This window comes from Aquabacterium sp., from assembly GCF_050725395.1.
GTDB lineage: Bacteria > Pseudomonadota > Gammaproteobacteria > Burkholderiales > Burkholderiaceae_C > Aquabacterium.
The window spans coordinates 83,848-101,559 of record NZ_JBOHHL010000002.1; the positions used below are offsets into that span (position 1 = coordinate 83,848).

Sequence of the window (17,712 nt, forward strand, 5' to 3'; positions counted from 1 at the left end):
CGTTCACGAGTTGCATTCCATGCTGCCCATCTCGGACCCGTCCACCCATGAGCCTCGACTGCTCGAGCAGGTCGACGAAGCCTTGCGCGCACCGCATGTGCTGCTCGGGTTCAAGCCTCAGCTGGAGCGGCGCTTCCGGACCCAGACCCACCGCGCCCGGCGTCGGTCCATGCAGGTCGCCGGCGTGCTGATGAACACCTTTCCGCTGCTGATGCTGTTGGCGGATTACTTCCTCATTCCCGACGTCTTCTCGCAGGCCCTGTGGCTGCGGCTGACCTGCGTGGGGGTGACCCTGCTGCTGTCCATCCTGGCCTTCAAGCTGATCTCGGACGAACGGGCGCCGGAATGGTGGGCGATTGCCATCGGGCTGCTGGCGGTGGGCACCAACCTTCACCTGCTCGGTCAGAGCAACAGCCCGCTGGGCCAACTGCACCTGCTGGGCTGTGCCATGGTGATCCTGTACAACAACGTGATCCTGCGCCCGCGCTTCCAGTTGGCGGCGTGGGCCACGGCCGCGATGCTCGCTGGCCCTGCCTGGGTTGGGCTCACCCTGCCCGAACCCCTGCGCGACCTGAAGCAGTTGCTGCCCGTGCTGGTGGCCATCGCCGCCACGGCCAGCTGCAGCCTGTACTTTCTTTACCAGCTGGAACGGGAAGAGCGCCACAACCACCTCATGAGCCTGCGGCACCGCCTGCTGAGCGCCCGCCTGGCCACCGTGAATGCCGAACTGGACCAGTTGGCCCGACTGGACCCGCTCACCCTGGTGGCCAACCGCCGCCATGCCGACGAGCACCTGGGCCAGCTCTGGCAACGCCGGCATCACGGCCAGGACCACCTGGCCGTGATGATGATCGACATCGATCATTTCAAGGCCTACAACGACCGTTACGGCCACCCCGCCGGCGACGCCTGCCTTCGCGCGGTGGCGCAGGCGCTGATGCTGGACCTGCGCCGCGCCGGTGACCTGCTGGCACGCTATGGCGGCGAAGAATTCATCGCGGTGTTGCATGGCGTGCCGCCGGACGAGGCCTTGAAGACCGCCGAACGCATCACCCAGGCCATCCGGGACCTGAACCTGGTGCACGAAGGCTCACCAGGCCAGCAGGTGACGATCAGCGTGGGGCTGTGCTGCGACCGCGTCGCCGAGCACGACCTCTCTTTGCAGGCCTGGGTGGCCGCGGCCGACCAGGCCTTGTATGACGCGAAACGCCAGGGGCGAAACCAGGTCCGCCAGGCCAGCATCCTGCAGGGCAAGGCCGCCGCATGAACCCGGCGTTGAAGGCCGAGTTGACGCAGGCCCTGAGGGCCAGGCGCGTCAGCCTGCGCTTTCCCCCGCAGCTTGAAAAACTGTTCAACCAGCACGTCGCGCCTCAACGCGCGAAGGCGGCGCTGTTCAGCGGCGGCTTCGGGCTGATCCTGTACGTGGCCTTCCTGGTCGTTGACTGGCTGGTGGTGCCGGACGTGTTCCAGCTGGCACTGGTGTTGAGGCTGGCGGTGATCACCCCCCTGGGCTTGCTGACGATCTACCTGGTGTCCCGGCACATGGCCAGGCTGGTGGCGCTGTTCGGCCCCTCATTCGCGGATTGGACCGCGGCCGTCAGCGGTCTGGCCGCCGGGGGCACCTTGCTGGTTTTGCTCCTGTCCAGCCACAGCCCGCGGGCTTACTTCTACCACGCGGGGCTGATGGTCGTGCTGCTGTACGCCTGCCTGGTCCAGTCAACGCGCTTCAAGGTGGCCGTCGTCACGGTCAGCGGCATCCTGCTGATGCACCTGGTGGCCGCCCTCTTCGCGCCGCCCGTGCCCGAGGCCACCAAGTGGCCCATGCTGGACATGATCCTCTTCGCGATGGGCGTGAGCCTGATGGCCAACTACCTGGCGGAAAAACGCCACCGGCGCCGCTACCTGCTGGGACTGCAGGACCAGCTCATCTTGAGCGAGCTGAAGGAAGCCCAGGAAGAACTGCAAAGCCTGTCGCGCAGCGATGCGCTGACAGGCCTGGCCAACCGCCGCCACTTCGACGAACACCTGCAGCACGCCTGGGCACGGGCCAGCCTGGATGGCCAGGCTTTGTCGATGTTGATGGTCGACGTGGACCACTTCAAGGCCTACAACGATTTCTATGGTCACCAGGCGGGCGACGCCTGCCTGAAAGCCGTGGCCCAGGCCCTGCTGGCCAGCACGCGGCGCCCGGATGACCTCGCGGCACGCCTGGGTGGCGAGGAGTTCGGCGTGCTGTTGCAGAACACCGACCCCGACAGCGCGCGCGCGACCGCCACCCGCGTGTGCGACGCCGTGGCCGCCCTGCGGTTGCCCCACGCTCGGTCCAGCACCACGGAGTGGGTGACGGTGAGCGTGGGCGTGGTGACGGTGCGCGCCGAAGCGCGCCCCGCCGGCCCGCAGGACATGCTCTCGCGCGCCGATGAAGCGCTTTACGACGCCAAGCGCGAAGGCCGCAACCGCGTCAAGGAAGGGGTGGCCTAAACCTGGCGCGGCGAGCGGCTCAACAGCCGCCGGATGGTTTGCAGAAGGTGCTTGGTGTCCACCGGTTTGACCAGGCGCTCGTCAAAGCCCGCCTCAATGGCACGCGCCAGGTCGGACTCGGCGCCATAGCCCGTCACCGCAACCAAGGGAATGCGGCGGGTGCGTTCATCGGCGCGCAAGCGCCTGGCCAACTCGTGGCCGTCCATGGACGGCAGGCCGATGTCCAGCATGGCCAGGTCAGGCACGAAGTCGTCGAGCACGGCCAGGGCGGCCAGGCCATCGTGCGCGGTGCGAACCTCGTAACCCAGGTCGCGCAGCACCATGGCGGCGGTCTCGGCCGCGTCCTGGTTGTCATCGACCACCAGCAGGCGTTCCAAGCCTTGCAAGCCTGGATCCAGGCGCTCGTCGATGTCCATCCAGGCCACGATGGAATCCATGGGCATGAGCGTGATCGAAAAGCGGCTGCCCTTGCCCGGCCCGTCGCTGTGGGCACTCACGCGCCCGCCATGCAACTGCACCATGGTCTTGACGATGGCCAGCCCCAGGCCCAGACCGCCTGACCCGCGGTGGATGGCCTGCTTGCCCTGCATGAAGAGGTCGAACACGTGCGGCAACAGTTCGGGCGCGATGCCATTGCCTTCGTCACGCACCGACAACTCGACGGTGTCGAAGCTTTGGCGCAAGCTCACCTCGATCAGGCCCTCCGGCGGTGTGAACTTGGCCGCGTTGCTGAGCAGGTTGCCCACCACCTGTACCAGGCGGATCCAGTCGCCCCAGACCATCACGGGCTGGTCCGGCAGGTCCAGCTTCACGGGCCTGGAACGCGAGTCCAGCAGGGGCTTGGTCAATTCCATCGCCTGGTCGACCACGGCCTTCATGTCCACCGGCTCGCGGCGCAGCTCGATCTTGCCCTGGGTGATGCGCGACACGTCCAGCAGGTCATCGACCAGGCGGACCATGTGCTTGACCTGGCGCTCGATGATGCGCCGCTCGAACTCGTGCGCGTGGGCATCGCGGCGCGACATCAAATGCAAAGCCGTGACGATGGGCGACAAGGGGTTGCGCAGCTCGTGGCCCAGCATGGCCAGGAACTCGTCCTTGGCCTGGTTGGCGGTCTGGGCCTGGCGCATGGCGGATTCGACCTCGGCGTGCGCGGCGCGTTCGGCGGCCAGCAGGCGCTCGCGCTCGGCCTCGCCTTGGGCACGGCGTTGGGAAGCGTCGAACAAGGCGTCGCCCACTTCCTGGATCTCGCTGATGTCGCCTTCGGGCACTTGCACGGATTGCCCCTGGCCCAAGGCCTGCGCGGCGTGGCGCAATTGCCCCATCGGTCCGTTGATGCGGCGGGCCATGGTCATCGCCGCCAGCAGACCAATGACCACCGATAAAAGGACACCACCGCCATAGGCCATCAGCGATTGGCGCGAGCCGATGGTCATCTCGGTGGCGGGCACGGCCACCGACACCGACCAGCCAAACTCCTGCTGGTGGATGAAGGCGGTGTACACGTCTTCGCTTTCCAGCGTGTTCGTGCGGCCGATGCCTTCGCGCGCCCCCTTGTCGAACAGGGCCTGCAAGGTCACCGAAGGGGCCGAACCCAGGAATTTCTCATGCGCGCGAGATCGGGCCACGCGCCGGGTTTTGGCATCCCAGACCGACACCAGCCAGTTCTCGGGCACCTGCTGGCGCTGGATGAGGGCGCGCAGGGTTTCGGGCTTGAGCACGGCCGTCAGCACGAAGCGCAATTGCCCGTCGCGCACCACGGGCACGCGCACCGGCACGCCCCAGACACCCCGGACGCCCTGAGCCAGTGAGCCCACCACGGGCCGCTGGTGTTGGACCAGCCAGCGGAAACTCTCTGGCTCGACGGTGCGCAGCGTGGATGGGGACTGGCCGTTTTCGAGCGGCCTGCCCACGGCGACCACGGTCCCGTCCGGCCTGGCCAGCATGATCTGGAACCATTCCGGGCGAGTGCGCAGGACATCCCGGGCCAAGGCCTCGAAACCCGACACGTCTTTTTCCTGGCCCACGCTCGCGGCCGTGGCCAGGGTTTCAAGGGCTGAAATGCTCAGGCGCAATTCGCCACCCACGGCGATGCTGAGTGCCCGCGCCAGGTCAATGCTGGCGCGCTCGGCTTGCAGGCGTTGCTGGGTCACCAAGGCTTGCAGGCCGATGCCCGAGGCCACGGCCAGGGGCAGGATGGCGCCCAGGGCCAGCAGGAACAGGCGGCGTCGCAAGGGAACGCGGCGGGCCAGGTCGGCCGCGGGCATGGAAGAGGACATCAGGATGTGGTCACAACGGTTGCACACATGATACTGAACCACAATGCACCACGGGCACTCCAATTGCTGACCGAGGCACTCCCCCTGTGGAATCAACCCTGACATGACTTCAACACTGCGCCAGAGCCTGATCTGGCTGATGCTCGCCACCGCCGCTCTGCTCATCGCGACCGCCGTCTACGTGGGCTATCAGATCTCGCAAGCCCCCGCCATCACTGAACTCAAGACCACCAAGGTGCCCGAACCCAGCGTGATCCTGTCGGCCGATGGCAAGACCATCGGGCGCTTCCAGGAACAACGCTCGCAACCCGTCACCCTGGCCGAGGTCTCGCCCTTCGTGACCCAGGCCCTGATCGCCACCGAAGACCACCGCTTCCGCGAACACAACGGCGTCGATTGGTTGCGCAGCCTCAAGGCCATCCTGCGCACCGCCACCGGCCGCATGGAAGGCGGCTCGACACTCACGCAGCAACTGGTGCGCAACCTCTTTCCGGAAGACATCGGCCGCTCGCGCAACCTGGGCCGCAAGGTCAAGGAAATTGCCACGGCCCTGCGCATCGAGCGCATCTACACCAAGGACCAGATCCTGGAGGCCTACCTCAACACGGTGCCCTTCCTGTACAACGCGGTGGGCATCGAGGCCGCGGCCCGCACCTATTTCGACAAATCCGCCAAGGCACTGGACGCGGCTGAAAGCGCCACCCTGGTCGGCATGCTCAAGGGCACCAATTACTACAACCCTGTGCTGCACCCCAAACGCGCCAAGGCCCGGCGCAACCTGGTGCTGGCGCAAATGCTCAAGCGCGGCGTGCTCTCGCAAGAAGCCCACGACCTGGCCCGCGCCGAGGAATTGCAGGTCACCCTGACCCACCAGTCCGTGGACCTGGACATGGCACCGCACTTCGCTGCCCACGTGCGCAAATGGCTGGACGATTGGGCCGACAAGAACGACCGCGACCTGTCGCGCGAAGGCTTGGTCATCCACACCACGCTGGACTCGCGCCTGCAGGAAGCCGCGACCAAGGCGGTGGAGCGGCAGACCGAAGCGCTGCAACGCGTGGCCGACTCGGAGTGGAGCGCCGCGAACATGCCGGTGATGTCGCGCTCGCTGGAAAGCTATGGGCCGGTGGCGCCCGACAAGGCCTTCGCACATTTCTGGCGGCAGCACCCAGCGCTGCTGCTCGACGCCACCCGCCGCACACCCGAGTACCGCCAATTGATCAAGTCAGGCAAGACCCCGGCCGCCGCCCTGGCCGCTGTTCGGGAAGACGCCGAACTGATGGCCAAACTGCGCGCCAGCAAGACCCGGCTCGAGGCCGGCTTCGTGGCCGTCGACCCGCGCAGCGGCGCCGTCAAGGCCTGGGTTGGCAGCCGCGACTTCGACGACGAACAGTTCGACCACGTGGCCCAGGCCGCACGCCAGCCCGGCTCCACCTTCAAGCCCATCGTGTACGCGGCCGCGCTCGAGTCGGGCATCCTGCCCACGCGCACCTACATGGACACGCCCATCGAAGTGCGCCTGGGCAATGGCAAGGTCTGGCGCCCCACCGACATGTCGGGCAGCACCGGCGAATCCATGACCATGTGGCAAGGCCTGGTGCTGTCCAAGAACACCATCACTACCCAGGTGATGCAGGACGCCGGCCTGCCGCGCATCACGGCGCTGGCCAAGGCCATGGGCATCACCGACAGCAAGCTGGACCCGGTGCCTTCGATGGCCCTGGGCACCAGCCCCGTCACCCTGCTGGAGATGGCCACGGTGTACGCCACCATCGCCAGTGGCGGCGAGCACAAGCAGCCGTACTTCGTGGAGCGCATCACCGACAAGCAGGGCCACGAGGTCGCCGTGTTCGGGCCCAACCCGGTGGACCGCGCCCTGACCGCGGACACCGTCAACAACCTGGTCGACATGATGCGTGGCGTGGTCACCTACGGCACTGGCACCACCTTGCGCACGCGCTTCGTGCCCGAGGGCGACCTGGCCGGCAAGACCGGCACCACGCAGAACAACACCGATGGGTGGTTCATGGTGATGCACCCGCAATTGGTGACCGGCGCGTGGGTGGGCTTCAACGACCAGCACGTGACCATGCGCGGCAGCTATTGGGGCCAGGGTGGCCACAGCGCGCTGCTGCTGGTCGGCGATTTCCTGCGCACGGCCTTCAAGCAGAAGCTGGTGGACTCGCAAGCCAGTTTCGCCAGCCCGCGCCGCCCCCCCATCACCGGCAGCGGTGAATGGAACCCCACCAGCGACGACATCGACGAAAGCGCGCCTTTGCTCGACGCGGAAGGCAACCCCATCACCACCGACCCCGCCGGAGAGCAGCCCCGCAACCCGGCCATGGACGGCGACGATGGCGACGAGCCGCCCAAAACTTCCGACGAACTCGACCAGTTGATGAACCGCCTGGGCCGGTCCAGCGACAACCGCCCGGCCATCACGCCCCCCGATCGACCGCCCGAACCCGTCAAGCCCTGAAAGCAGGCACTTGAATCGCCTGGATGTTCACTGTATATTTATACAGTGAACATCCAGCAAAAACTGGCCATCCTGGCCGATGCCGCCAAGTACGATGCCTCTTGCGCGTCCAGTGGCACCAGCACGCGCGATTCGCTGCAAGGGCGCGGCATCGGCTCGACCGAAGGCGCCGGCATCTGCCACAGCTACGCGCCCGATGGCCGCTGCATCTCGCTGCTCAAGATCCTGCTGACCAACTACTGCCAGTACGACTGCCAGTACTGCGTCAACCGCGTCACCAGCAACGTGCCCCGCGCGCGGTTCACGGTCGACGAGGTCGTGACGCTGACGCTGGATTTCTACCGCCGCAATTGCATCGAAGGACTCTTCCTCAGCTCCGGCATCATCCGCAACCCCGACTACACGATGGAGCAGGTGGTCGAGGTGGCGCGCGTGCTGCGGGAAGTGCACGACTTTCGCGGCTACATCCACCTCAAGACCATCCCCGATGCCAGCCCGGAACTGCTGACCCGCGCCGGCCGTTTCGCCGACCGCTTGAGCATCAATGTCGAATTGCCCACGGTCGAGAGCTTGCAAGCCCTGGCCCCTGAAAAAGACGGCGCCGCCATCCGCCGATCGATGGCCCGCCTGCGACTGCACATCGACGAGGCCAAGGAAGCCGCCCAGCCTTCGCCCATCATTTCGCGGCCCCGTGCCGCGCCCCTGGTGGCCGCCCCGCCTCGCTTCGCACCCGGTGGCCAAAGCACGCAGATGATCGTCGGCGCCGACGCCACCAGCGACCGCACCATCCTGGGCGCCAGCGCCAGCTTGTATGGCTCGTTCCAGCTGCGGCGTGTCTACTACTCGGCCTTCAGCCCCATCCCCGATTCGCCGCGCGCCCTGCCATCGCAAGCCCCGCCCCTGATGCGCGAACACCGCCTGTACCAGGCCGACTGGCTGATGCGCTTCTACGGTTTCGCGCACGATGAAATCGTGCCCGCGGATGGGCAAGGCATGCTGTCGCTCGAGTTCGACCCCAAGCTGGCCTGGGCCTTGGCGCACCGCGAACGCTTCCCGGTCGACTTGAACCGCGCCCCGCGCGAAATGCTGCTGCGCGTGCCCGGCCTGGGCGTCAAGACCATCGAGCGCCTGCTGCAGACCCGCCGCGTTCGCCGCCTGCGCTGCAGCGATTTGTCGGTGCTGCGGGTCTCGCTCAAAAAAGTGCTGCCGTTCGTCATCGTGGCCGACCACCACCCTGGCCGCCGCCTCGACGCCGCCGACCTCGGCCGCCAACTGCGCCCGGCCCAACCCGCGCAGGCCGATCTGTTCGGCGCCCACCCATGCTGAGCCGCACCATTGAAATGGCCAGCGCCACCGACCTGGCGGGCTTTCGCCAGGCCGCAAGGCGCCTGATCGTTGAACAAGTGCCCCCCGAAGCCGTCACCTGGACCTTGTCTTACCAAGGCCTCGGTGATTTGTTCGCCGAGGCCCCCCATGCGCCAACCACGGCCCCCGCTGAATCAACATGGGCAGCGCCACCGCAGGCACCACCACCGCTGGTACCCGCCTTCTTCTTGCCCCTGTGCCAGACCGCCATCCTGCACCGCGAGCCCCGCCGCTTCGCGCTGATGTACCGCCTGCTGTGGCGGCTGCAGCACCAACCCGCCTTGCGCCACGACACCTTGGACGAAGACCGCGGCCAGCTTGAGGACCTGGCGCGCGTCGTGCGCCGTGACATGCACAAGATGACCGCTTTCGTGCGCTTTCGCACCGTCGACGAGGGCACCTCGCCCGAACCCCTGCACATCGCCTGGTTCGAACCCGATCACCACATCGTCGAGGCCACCGCCCCCTTCTTCCAGCGCCGTTTTACCCACATGCGCTGGGCCATCCTCACGCCCGAACGCTGCGTGCAATGGGATGGCGCCCAGCTCAGCTTTCAGCCTGGCGCGCGCCGCGAAGACGCACCCGCGGCAGATGCCGGTGAGCAACTCTGGCTCACCTACTACGAGCACATCTTCAACCCCGCCCGCCTCAAGGTGAAGATGATGGAGCGCGAGATGCCCCGGCGCTATTGGCACAATTTGCCCGAAGCCGCCTTGATCGCGCCGCTGGTGGCTTCGGCCCACCAACGCAGCGGCGGGATGATCGAACGAGGTCCGCAAGACATGGTCAAACGCCTGCCCAAGTCCATGCCCCTGAAGGTGAGCACCGCCGCCAGCGCGCACGACGCGCGCGCATCGATGAACCTGGCGCAGTTGAGCAGCGCCTGCCAGCATTGCCGCGATTGCCCCATTGGCGAGCACGCCACGCAAGCCGTCTTTGGCGAAGGTCCGGCACACGCCGCCCTGATGGTGGTCGGCGAACAACCCGGCGACCAGGAAGACCTGCGCGGCCACCCCTTCGTTGGCCCGGCCGGCCAGTTGTTCAACCGCGCCGTGGCCCAACTCGGCTGGGACCGCCAGCAGTTCTACGTCACCAACGCCGTCAAGCATTTCAAGTACGAAGTGCGCGGCAAGCGCCGCATGCACAAGACCGCGTCCCAGGCCGAGGCCGACGCCTGCCTGCCCTGGCTGGAAGCAGAGATTGCGCAGGTGCGGCCCAAAGCCATCATCGCCCTGGGCGCCACCGCCGCACGCCAGTTGCTGGGCCGCCCCGTGCCCATCACCAAAACCCACGGCCAGTGGCTGAAGCGGGAATCAGATGGCCTGCCCGTGCTGATCACCACTCACCCTTCGGCATTGCTGCGCGCCCAAGACGACGCTCGCGCCGCCGCCTACACGCAATGGCTGGCCGACCTGCGCCAAGCCACGGAGCACATCCCCGCTTGAGCGGCAACACCTGAGCGAAGCCTCGCGGTGACAAGCTTTTGTGCGTCGCCCGACAAGGGCAAAACGGCCCCTGCCTCGAATAATGAAACGCAGCACCCCGCGTTCATTCCATTCGACAGGAAAGCCTCCCATGCTCAAACACATCTGCAGCCCCACGTGCACCCACGGCGTCTCACCCGAGGCTGAAAAGGACGTCAAGGAAGAGTTCAAGGTCGCGCGCCGGTCGTTCTTGCGCGACGCCATGGTGGCCAGCGGCACGGCCGTGTCGGCCAGCGCGCTCAGCGTGTCGATGGCGCCCAGCGCCTTCGCGGCCAGCGCCAAACCCGGCTCGGGCATGACCAGCCACTACTACATCCCCGCCAGCGCCAACACCGTGCTCTGGGGCTACTTCAGCAAATCGGCCAAGCCCGTGGTCACGGTCGAATCGGGTGATTTCGTCACCATCGAAACGCTCACCCACCACGCCAACGACGATGCCGAGCGCATGGTCAAGGGCGATGCCGGCGCCGAAAGCGTCTTCCACTGGGACAGCCAGAAGAAAGGCGTGAACCGCCGCGGCGCCGGCCCCATGGACGCCAAGAACGGCGCCGGTGGCGGCCAGGGCGTGCACATCTGCACCGGCCCGGTTCACGTGAAAGGCGCCGAGCCTGGCGACATCCTCGAGGTGCGCATCATCGACGTCGCACCACGCCCCAGCGCCAACCCGCTGTACAAAGGCCGCGCCTTTGGCAGCAATGCCGCCGCCAACTGGGGCTTCCATTACGGCGACACGCTCACCGAGCCCAAGAAGCGCGAAGTCGTCACCATCTATGAAGTGGACGCCACCGGCGAGCGCAACTGGGCCCGCGCCGTCTACAACTACAAGTGGACACCGCAGACCGATCCCTTCGGCGTGGTCCACCCCACCATCGACTACCCCGGCGTGCCCGTCAACCACAGCACCATCACCAAGAACAACAAGGTGCTGCAAAACATCCGCATCCCCGTGCGGCCGCACTTCGGCACCATGGGCGTGGCCCCGCCCGAGTTCGACATGGTCACGTCCATCCCGCCCAACTACACCGGCGGCAACATCGACAACTGGCGCATCGGCAAGGGCGCCACGGTCTACTACCCGGTGGCCGTGGCCGGGGCCATGTTCTCGGTGGGCGACCCGCACGCATCGCAAGGCGATTCGGAACTGTGCGGCACCGCCATCGAGTGCTCGCTCACCGGCACCTTCCAGCTCATCCTGCACAAGAAGGCCAGCCTGCCTGGCACGCCGCTGGCCGAACTGAACTACCCCCTGTTGGAGACGCAGGACGACTGGGTGCTGCATGGCTTCAGCTACGCCAACTACCTGGCCGAGCTGGGCCCCGATGCGCAGAACGCCATCTACAGCAAGTCGTCCGTCGACCTGGCCCTGCGCGACGCGTACCACAAGATGCGCCACTTCCTGATGACCACGCAGCGCCTGGACGAGGACGAGGCCATCTCGCTGATGTCGATCGCGGTGGACTTCGGCATCACGCAGGTGGTCGATGGCAACTGGGGCGTGCACGCGGTGGTGAAGAAGAGCATCTTCCCGGCGCGCGGCGTTTGAGGGGCGCTTTGAAGCCGTGAGCCGAACGCAGGCGGGCACCGTTCTTGCGCGTGTGTCCACCAATGCGCCTTGACCACGCCCGCCACGAAGGCCTTGTCCCATGCTGAACGACCTGCGGCGTTTTTCCACCAACGCCTTCCCCGAAGAGCTGCGCCAGTCCGCCTGGACCGAGGTGCTTGAAAAAGTGCTGATGGGCAATGGCACGCCAGGCCGCGCCATGCCACCACTCGATGGCCACGTGTCGTCCTGCAGCTCGGCGCTCGACTCGGTCTTCATCAAACTGTCCTCATCACCGCAGGTGCTGGTGCCGCACGCCGGCAACGCGCACCGCTATGGGCAGGCCGTGCTGGTGTTCACCTTGCTGGCCGGCAGCGGCCTGGTCATCGAAGGCGATGAGACGGTGGCCCTCTCGGCCGGCGACATCGTCGTGCTGGAGCCGACCCGAACTTGGCGCATCGAACTGAACACCGATTTCCGCGCCGTGGTCGTCAAGCTCGAATCGGCCAGCTTCGTGCTGCGCCTGGTGCGCACCAGCCGGCAAAACCTCAACAAGGTCTCGGCGCGCACCGGCGTGGGCGCCGTGTGTTTGAACCTCATCCAGTCCATCGCCGACGAACTCGACCACCTGGGCCGCCACGAACTGCCGCCCATCGAAGCCACCTTGACCGAGCTGCTGGTGGCCTGCCTGTCCCAACTGAACGAGGACGACAAGGAGGATTCGACCTCCGTGCAACTGGGCCACCTGCGGCGCGTGTGCCGCTCGATGGAAGCGCGCCTGGGCGACCCCGACCTGGTGATCGACGACATCGGCCGGCTCGAAGGCTTGAGCACCCGCTACATCCAGAAGCTGTTCAAGGTGGGCTCGACCACCTTCAGCGACTACCTGAAAGCGCGCCGCCTGGAGCGCTGCCGGCTCGACCTGGCCAACCCCGCGCTGGCGCACTTCACCATCGCCGAGTTGTGCTTCCGCTGGGGCTTCAACGACGCGGCCAATTTCAGCCGCGCCTTCACGGGCCGCTTCGGCCTGTCGCCCAAGGCCTACCGCGCCGAGCCACCGAAGCACCTCGACGCCCAACAGGTGCTGCAACGCGGTCGCCCCACCCCGGGCAGTGTGCCACCGGCCGGCGCCCGCGAACACGCCCGGCTCAGTGCCCAGGCGCAGGAGCAGCGCGAGGAAAGCGGCGACGCACGCCAACGCCAGTTCGAGAGCCTGCTGAGCGACCACGCCCGTTACGCCCTCGCCCTGGCCTTGACGCCCAAGCGTGCCGCGCCCGCCACCGCGCCGGCCACGCCTGTTGAAGCGCTGGCCCAGCACTACTACATTCCCGCCTCCGACAAGACCGTGCACTGGGGCTACTTCAGCCGCACGCTCAAGCCCGCGCTGTCGGTGCGCTCGGGCGACATCGTCACCATCGAGACGCTAACGCAGCACGCCAGCGATGACCGCGAGCGCATGATCGATGGCGACCCCGGCGCCGAGAGCGTCTTCCATTGGACCGCCGACCGCAAGAACGTGGAGCGCCGCGGCGCCGGCCCCATGGACGCCTCCATCTTCGGCCGCGGCGCAGGCGAAGGCTTTGGCGTGCACATTTGCACCGGCCCGGTCTACGTGCAGAGCGCCGAGCCCGGTGACGTGCTCGAAATCCGCATCCTCGACATCCTGCCCCGCCCCAGCTGCCACCCCAAGCACCAAGGCAAGCTCTTCGGCAGCAACGCCGCCACCTGGTGGGGCTTCCAGTACAAGGACCTGCTGACCGAGCCGAAAGAGCGCGAAGTCGTCACCGTCTACGAGGTCCACGACACCGCCGCCCAGCCCCACGCCAAGGCCGTCTACAACTACCGCTGGACGCCACAGACCGACCCCTTCGGCGTGCGCCACGACACCATCGACTACCCCGGTGTGCCGGTCGATGAGGCCACCATCGACAAGCAGTTCGGCATCCTCTCAAAGGCCGTGGTGCCCATCAGGCCGCACTTCGGCGTGCTGGCCACGGCCCCCAAGGAGCTGGGCTTCGTCGACTCCGTGCCGCCCGGCTACTTCGGCGGCAACCTCGACAACTGGCGTGCCGGCAAAGGCAGCAAGGTCTACTTGCCCGTCTCGGTCGATGGCGCGCTGTTCTCGGTCGGCGACCCGCACGCCTCGCAAGGCGACTCCGAGCTGTGCGGCACCGCCATCGAATGCTCGCTCACCGGCGTGTTCCAACTGGTGCTGCACAAGAAGGCCGACATGGCCGGCAGCTTCATGGCCGACCTCAACTATCCTTTCCTGGAAACGGACGACGAGTGGGTGCTGCAGGGCCTGAGCTTTCCCAACCACCTGGCCGAACTCGGCCCCAACGCGCAGACGCAGGTCTACCAGAAGTCGTCGCTGGAAGCCGCCATGCGCGATGCCTTCCGCAAGGCCCGGCATTACCTGATGACGGCGCACCGGCTCAGCGAGGACGAGGCCATCTCATTGATCTCCGTGGCGGTGGATTTCGGCATCACGCAGGTGGTCGATGGCAACCTGGGCATCCACGCCATCATCCGCAAGGCGATCTTTCCGGAGCACGGCCAAGGCCCGTGACCCACGCGGTGTAGGCCTGAGCCTACGCCCCACCATCCGCTCGGCCGATGGACACCCGCTCAGGTTTCCTCAACACTGCAGGTCTTCCAGGCAGTGCATCGGAAATACCATGTTCAAACATTGGATCAAGCTGGGGGCCCTGCTGGGCGTGCTGGCCGCCCTGGCGGGTTGCTCGGCCACCCAGGCCCTCAATGCCCTGGTGCCTGGCGACACCTACCGCCTCACGCCCGACGTGGCCTATGGCCCGCAAGCCCGGCAGCTGATGGACGTGTACCAGCCCAAGGGCGAACCGCCCGATGGCGGTTTCCCGGTGGTGGTGTTCTTCTACGGCGGCACCTGGCACATGGGCGAGCGCGCGCAATACCGCTTCATGGGCGAAGCCCTGGCCGCACACGGCATGGTCGCCATGGTCGCGGACTACCGGCTTTATCCGCAGGTCACCTACCCGGACTTCCTGCCCGACTGCGCGAGGGCCGTGGGTTATGCCTTGACCGAATCCGCCAGGTACAACGGCAATCCGCGTCGCGTTGTCGTCATGGGCCACAGTGCTGGCGCCTACAACGCCGCCATGATCGCGCTCGACCCGCGCTGGTTGAAGCAGCAAGGCCACCAGGTGTCCGAACTGGCAGGGTGGGTGGGCTTGGCCGGCCCCTACGACTTCATCCCCATCGAAGACCCCGAAACCCGCGAAACCTTCCACCACCCCGATGTGCCGCCCGAATCACAACCCATCCGGCATGTCGGCGCCAAAGCGCCGCGCACCTTCCTGGGCGTGGCCAAGGAAGACAAGCAGGTCAACCCTGAACGCAACAGCGCGCAACTGGCCGAGCGCCTCACGGCGGCAGGCGTGCCCGTGGAGTTCAAGCGCTACGACCACGTCGGCCACATCTCGCTGGTGGTCTCGTTCGCGCAACCCTTCCGCTGGCTGTCACCGGCCTTGCGCGAGGTCAGCGGTTTCGTGAAAAGTCTGCCTCCCGCGCCGGCTTCCGCCAAGCCAGCTCAGCTGGCGGCCAGCGGCGCGCCGTGAAAGACGATGTCGCCGTACCAGGCCTCGATGCGGTTCTGCAAGTCGTCGCTGTCGGTGAGCACGCCCACGTCGATGATGCGGCCTGGCGCTTCGCCAAAGATGGCCTTGAAGTCATCGGCCACATTGCGCTCATAGGTCAGCCACTGCCCTTGCCGGGCCACCCCGCTCTCCACCACCTGGTAGCGGATGCGGCTGGTGCGTGCATAAGGCAGCACCTGGCCCACCGGCAGCTGGCCGTCCCACACATACGTGAGGGTGGCGTAAGGCAGCACATTGCCGGTGAACAACTGCACCTGGTCGTGAAACAACTGGTCGCGCAAGGACAGCTTGGACAGGTCGCCGTCGAAAGCCACCACGAGGCGCACGGCGGTGTCCTCGGTGTCGTCGTCGCCCACCGAGGCTTCAGGGCATGGGGCATCGACCCGCCATTGCCACCGCACCCAAGGCGTGGTTTCGGGGCGGATGTCGACAGGGCAGTGCAAACCGGACCGTGCGCTGTCGGCCACCGCGTGCAGCACGTTGCGGCCATCGACCACCGCCGTGTCGTACTGCGTCGGTTCGCGGTCGCGCCGCACGATGTAAGGGATCCAGCCTTCGGGCATCTGGCCCGCGCCCACACGCGAGAAGGCGGGCACCTGGGTGCGGCCCACCGCGCCCGCTGGCGCCACCGGCCGGCTGGCACAGCCCGACAACCCTGACAGCAGGCCGCCGCCAGCCACCGCCAGGCCCAGCCCGGAAGCGGACGACAGCCACTGGCGACGTTGAAGGTTGACCGAAGGAAAACGAGAAGGAGGGGAAGACAACTTGCGAGGACTCATGGCACTGACCAAGCCACCTGAACAGCCCGCCATCCTACCGTCTCCGCGTGTCAGCTGCCCGACACCCGCCTGGGCACCACCAGCTTCGCCACCAGCACCTGCAAGATATCGCCCTGCTGGTTGCGCGTCTCGCTGCGCACGCTGACCATGCCCTGGTGAGGCTTGGACTTCGACGGCGTCAACGACAGCACTTCGCTCTCGACGTGCAGCACATCGCCCGCGCGCGTGGGCTTGGGCCAGCTGATCTCGCCTCCCGCCCCGACGATCCCCCCCTCGACAGGGAAGCCGCCCTGCACCATCAGGCGCATGGTGAGGGCCGCCGTGTGCCAGCCGCTGGCCGCCAGGCCACGAAAAAGCGTGGCCTTGGCGGCCTCATCGTCCAGGTGAAAAGGCTGCGGATCGAATTGGCCCGCGAAGGCCTTGATCTGCGCCTCGTCGAGCGCATGTTCGCCGCTCACGAAGCGCTGGCCCACGGTGAAGTCGTCCAGGAAGAGTTTTTGCGCGCTCATCGTCATCGTCTTTCAGTCAAACGCGTTCCAGGATGGTGGCGATGCCCTGACCACCGCCAATGCACTGGGTGGACAAGGCATAGCGCCCGTTCTCGCGCACCAAGAGCGCCGCGGCCTTGCCCGTGATGCGCGCCCCCGTGGCGCCCAGCGGGTGGCCAATGGCCAGGCCGCCGCCGTCCAGGTTCACCGTGGCCGGGTTCAGGCCCAGGTCGCGGATGCAGGCCAAGGCTTGCGAGCCAAAGGCCTCGTTGATCTCGACCACGTCCAGGTCGGCCACTTGCAAACCGGCGCGGGCCAAGGCTTTGCGCGTGGCCGGGATCGGGCCGATGCCCATGACGGCCGGGTCCACCCCCACCGAGGCGAAGGATTTGATGCGGGCGGTGGCCTTCAGTCCATGGCGCGCGGCGAAGGCATCGCTGGTCACCAGCACCACCGAGGCGCCATCGGTCAGCGGCGACGAGGTGCCGGCCGTGACCACGCCCGTCGGGCGGAACACGGGCTTCAAGGCGGCCAGCGCTTCCAGCGAGGTGCTGGGCCGGATGCAACCATCGGCCTCGATCAATTCACCCGCCGGGGTGCGGATCGGGATGATCTCGTCCTTCAGGCGCCCGGCTTCACGCGCGGCCGCGGCTTTCTGGTGCGACTGCATGGCCAGCAGTTCCTGGTCGGCCCGGGCCACATTCCAGCGCTCGGCCACGTTCTCGGCGGTCTCGCCCATGGTGATGTAGGCATCGGTGTGCTCGAACAGTTCCGGGCTGGGCGAGAAGTTGAAACCGCCCTGCGGCACCATGGTCATCGACTCGACGCCCACGCACAGGAAGGCCTCGCCCATGCCAGCCTCGATCTGCGCGGCGGCGATGTGGATGGCCTGCATGGACGAGCCGCAGAAGCGGTTCACCGTCATGCCCGGCACGGCGTGCGGCAGGCCGGCCAGCAGCCCGACGACGCGCCCCAGGTTGTTGCCTTGCGACGACTCCGGGTAGGCGCAGCCCAGGATCACGTCTTCCAGCAAGGCCGGGTCCAGGTCGGTGCGCTGCAGCAGGCCCTTGACCACCTGGGCCGCCAGGTCGTCGGGCCGGGTCTTGGCCAGGGCGCCTTTGTTGGCGAAATGGAAAGGTGAGCGGGCATAGCCAGCGATGACGGCTTTCATGACAATCTCCT

12 protein-coding genes are annotated in these 17,712 nt (G+C 66.9%); 8 read left to right on the forward strand and 4 right to left on the reverse strand.

Annotated features, from left to right (window positions below):
• Positions 1-19: 19 nt before the first annotated feature.
• Together ACREB4_RS01745 and ACREB4_RS01750 are read left to right on the forward strand one after the other, a co-directional pair.
• Positions 20-1,267: a diguanylate cyclase gene (locus ACREB4_RS01745; protein ID WP_431586465.1), complete on the forward strand. Its 1,248-nt coding sequence runs from the start codon at positions 20-22 to the stop codon at positions 1,265-1,267.
• Entirely contained in the window at positions 1,264-2,481 is a 1,218-nt protein-coding gene (locus ACREB4_RS01750) for a diguanylate cyclase domain-containing protein (protein ID WP_431586466.1), read from the forward strand. The genes ACREB4_RS01745 and ACREB4_RS01750 overlap by 4 nt, the downstream gene beginning before the upstream one ends.
• Here the strand turns inward: ACREB4_RS01750 and ACREB4_RS01755 are convergent.
• Positions 2,478-4,760 (reverse strand): hybrid sensor histidine kinase/response regulator, encoded by a 2,283-nt coding sequence (locus ACREB4_RS01755; RefSeq protein WP_431586467.1) that lies wholly within the window; start codon positions 4,758-4,760, stop codon positions 2,478-2,480. The genes ACREB4_RS01750 and ACREB4_RS01755 overlap by 4 nt on opposite strands.
• A gap of 103 nt (positions 4,761-4,863) precedes the next feature.
• On the opposite strand from ACREB4_RS01755, the gene ACREB4_RS01760 reads away from it, so the two are divergent.
• From ACREB4_RS01760 to ACREB4_RS01785, 6 genes are all read left to right on the forward strand, one after another.
• A complete protein-coding gene (locus tag ACREB4_RS01760) occupies positions 4,864-7,239 on the forward strand; it encodes a penicillin-binding protein 1A (RefSeq protein WP_431586468.1) in 2,376 nt (791 codons plus the stop codon).
• Between the two features lie 45 nt (positions 7,240-7,284).
• Positions 7,285-8,565 carry a putative DNA modification/repair radical SAM protein gene (locus ACREB4_RS01765; RefSeq protein ID WP_431586469.1) on the forward strand — a complete coding sequence of 427 codons (1,281 nt, stop codon included), beginning with the start codon at positions 7,285-7,287 and terminating at the stop codon, positions 8,563-8,565.
• Positions 8,559-10,049: a UdgX family uracil-DNA binding protein gene (locus ACREB4_RS01770; protein WP_431586470.1), complete on the forward strand. Its 1,491-nt coding sequence runs from the start codon at positions 8,559-8,561 to the stop codon at positions 10,047-10,049. Before ACREB4_RS01765 ends, ACREB4_RS01770 begins: the two co-directional genes overlap by 7 nt.
• Before the next feature lie 130 nt (positions 10,050-10,179).
• A complete protein-coding gene (locus tag ACREB4_RS01775; protein ID WP_431586471.1) occupies positions 10,180-11,631 on the forward strand; it encodes an acetamidase/formamidase family protein in 1,452 nt (483 codons plus the stop codon).
• Between the two features lie 100 nt (positions 11,632-11,731).
• On the forward strand, positions 11,732-14,197 hold the full coding sequence (locus ACREB4_RS01780) for an acetamidase/formamidase family protein (RefSeq protein ID WP_431586472.1): 2,466 nt from the start codon (positions 11,732-11,734) through the stop codon (positions 14,195-14,197).
• 109 nt (positions 14,198-14,306) lie between these two features.
• Positions 14,307-15,224 (forward strand): alpha/beta hydrolase, encoded by a 918-nt coding sequence (locus ACREB4_RS01785; RefSeq protein ID WP_431586473.1) that lies wholly within the window; start codon positions 14,307-14,309, stop codon positions 15,222-15,224.
• Here ACREB4_RS01785 and ACREB4_RS01790 read toward each other — a convergent pair.
• The 3 genes from ACREB4_RS01790 to ACREB4_RS01800 are packed head-to-tail and all read right to left on the reverse strand — an operon-like array spanning position 15,197 to position 17,701.
• Positions 15,197-16,042 (reverse strand): DUF3047 domain-containing protein, encoded by an 846-nt coding sequence (locus ACREB4_RS01790; RefSeq protein ID WP_431586474.1) that lies wholly within the window; start codon positions 16,040-16,042, stop codon positions 15,197-15,199. The two genes, ACREB4_RS01785 and ACREB4_RS01790, sit on opposite strands and share 28 nt — an antisense overlap.
• A gap of 50 nt (positions 16,043-16,092) precedes the next feature.
• Positions 16,093-16,551 carry a MaoC family dehydratase gene (locus tag ACREB4_RS01795; protein ID WP_431586475.1) on the reverse strand — a complete coding sequence of 153 codons (459 nt, stop codon included), beginning with the start codon at positions 16,549-16,551 and terminating at the stop codon, positions 16,093-16,095.
• A gap of 16 nt (positions 16,552-16,567) precedes the next feature.
• Positions 16,568-17,701, reverse strand: a complete 1,134-nt coding sequence (locus ACREB4_RS01800) for a thiolase family protein (RefSeq protein WP_431586476.1) — start codon at positions 17,699-17,701, stop codon at positions 16,568-16,570.
• Positions 17,702-17,712 lie beyond the last annotated feature (11 nt).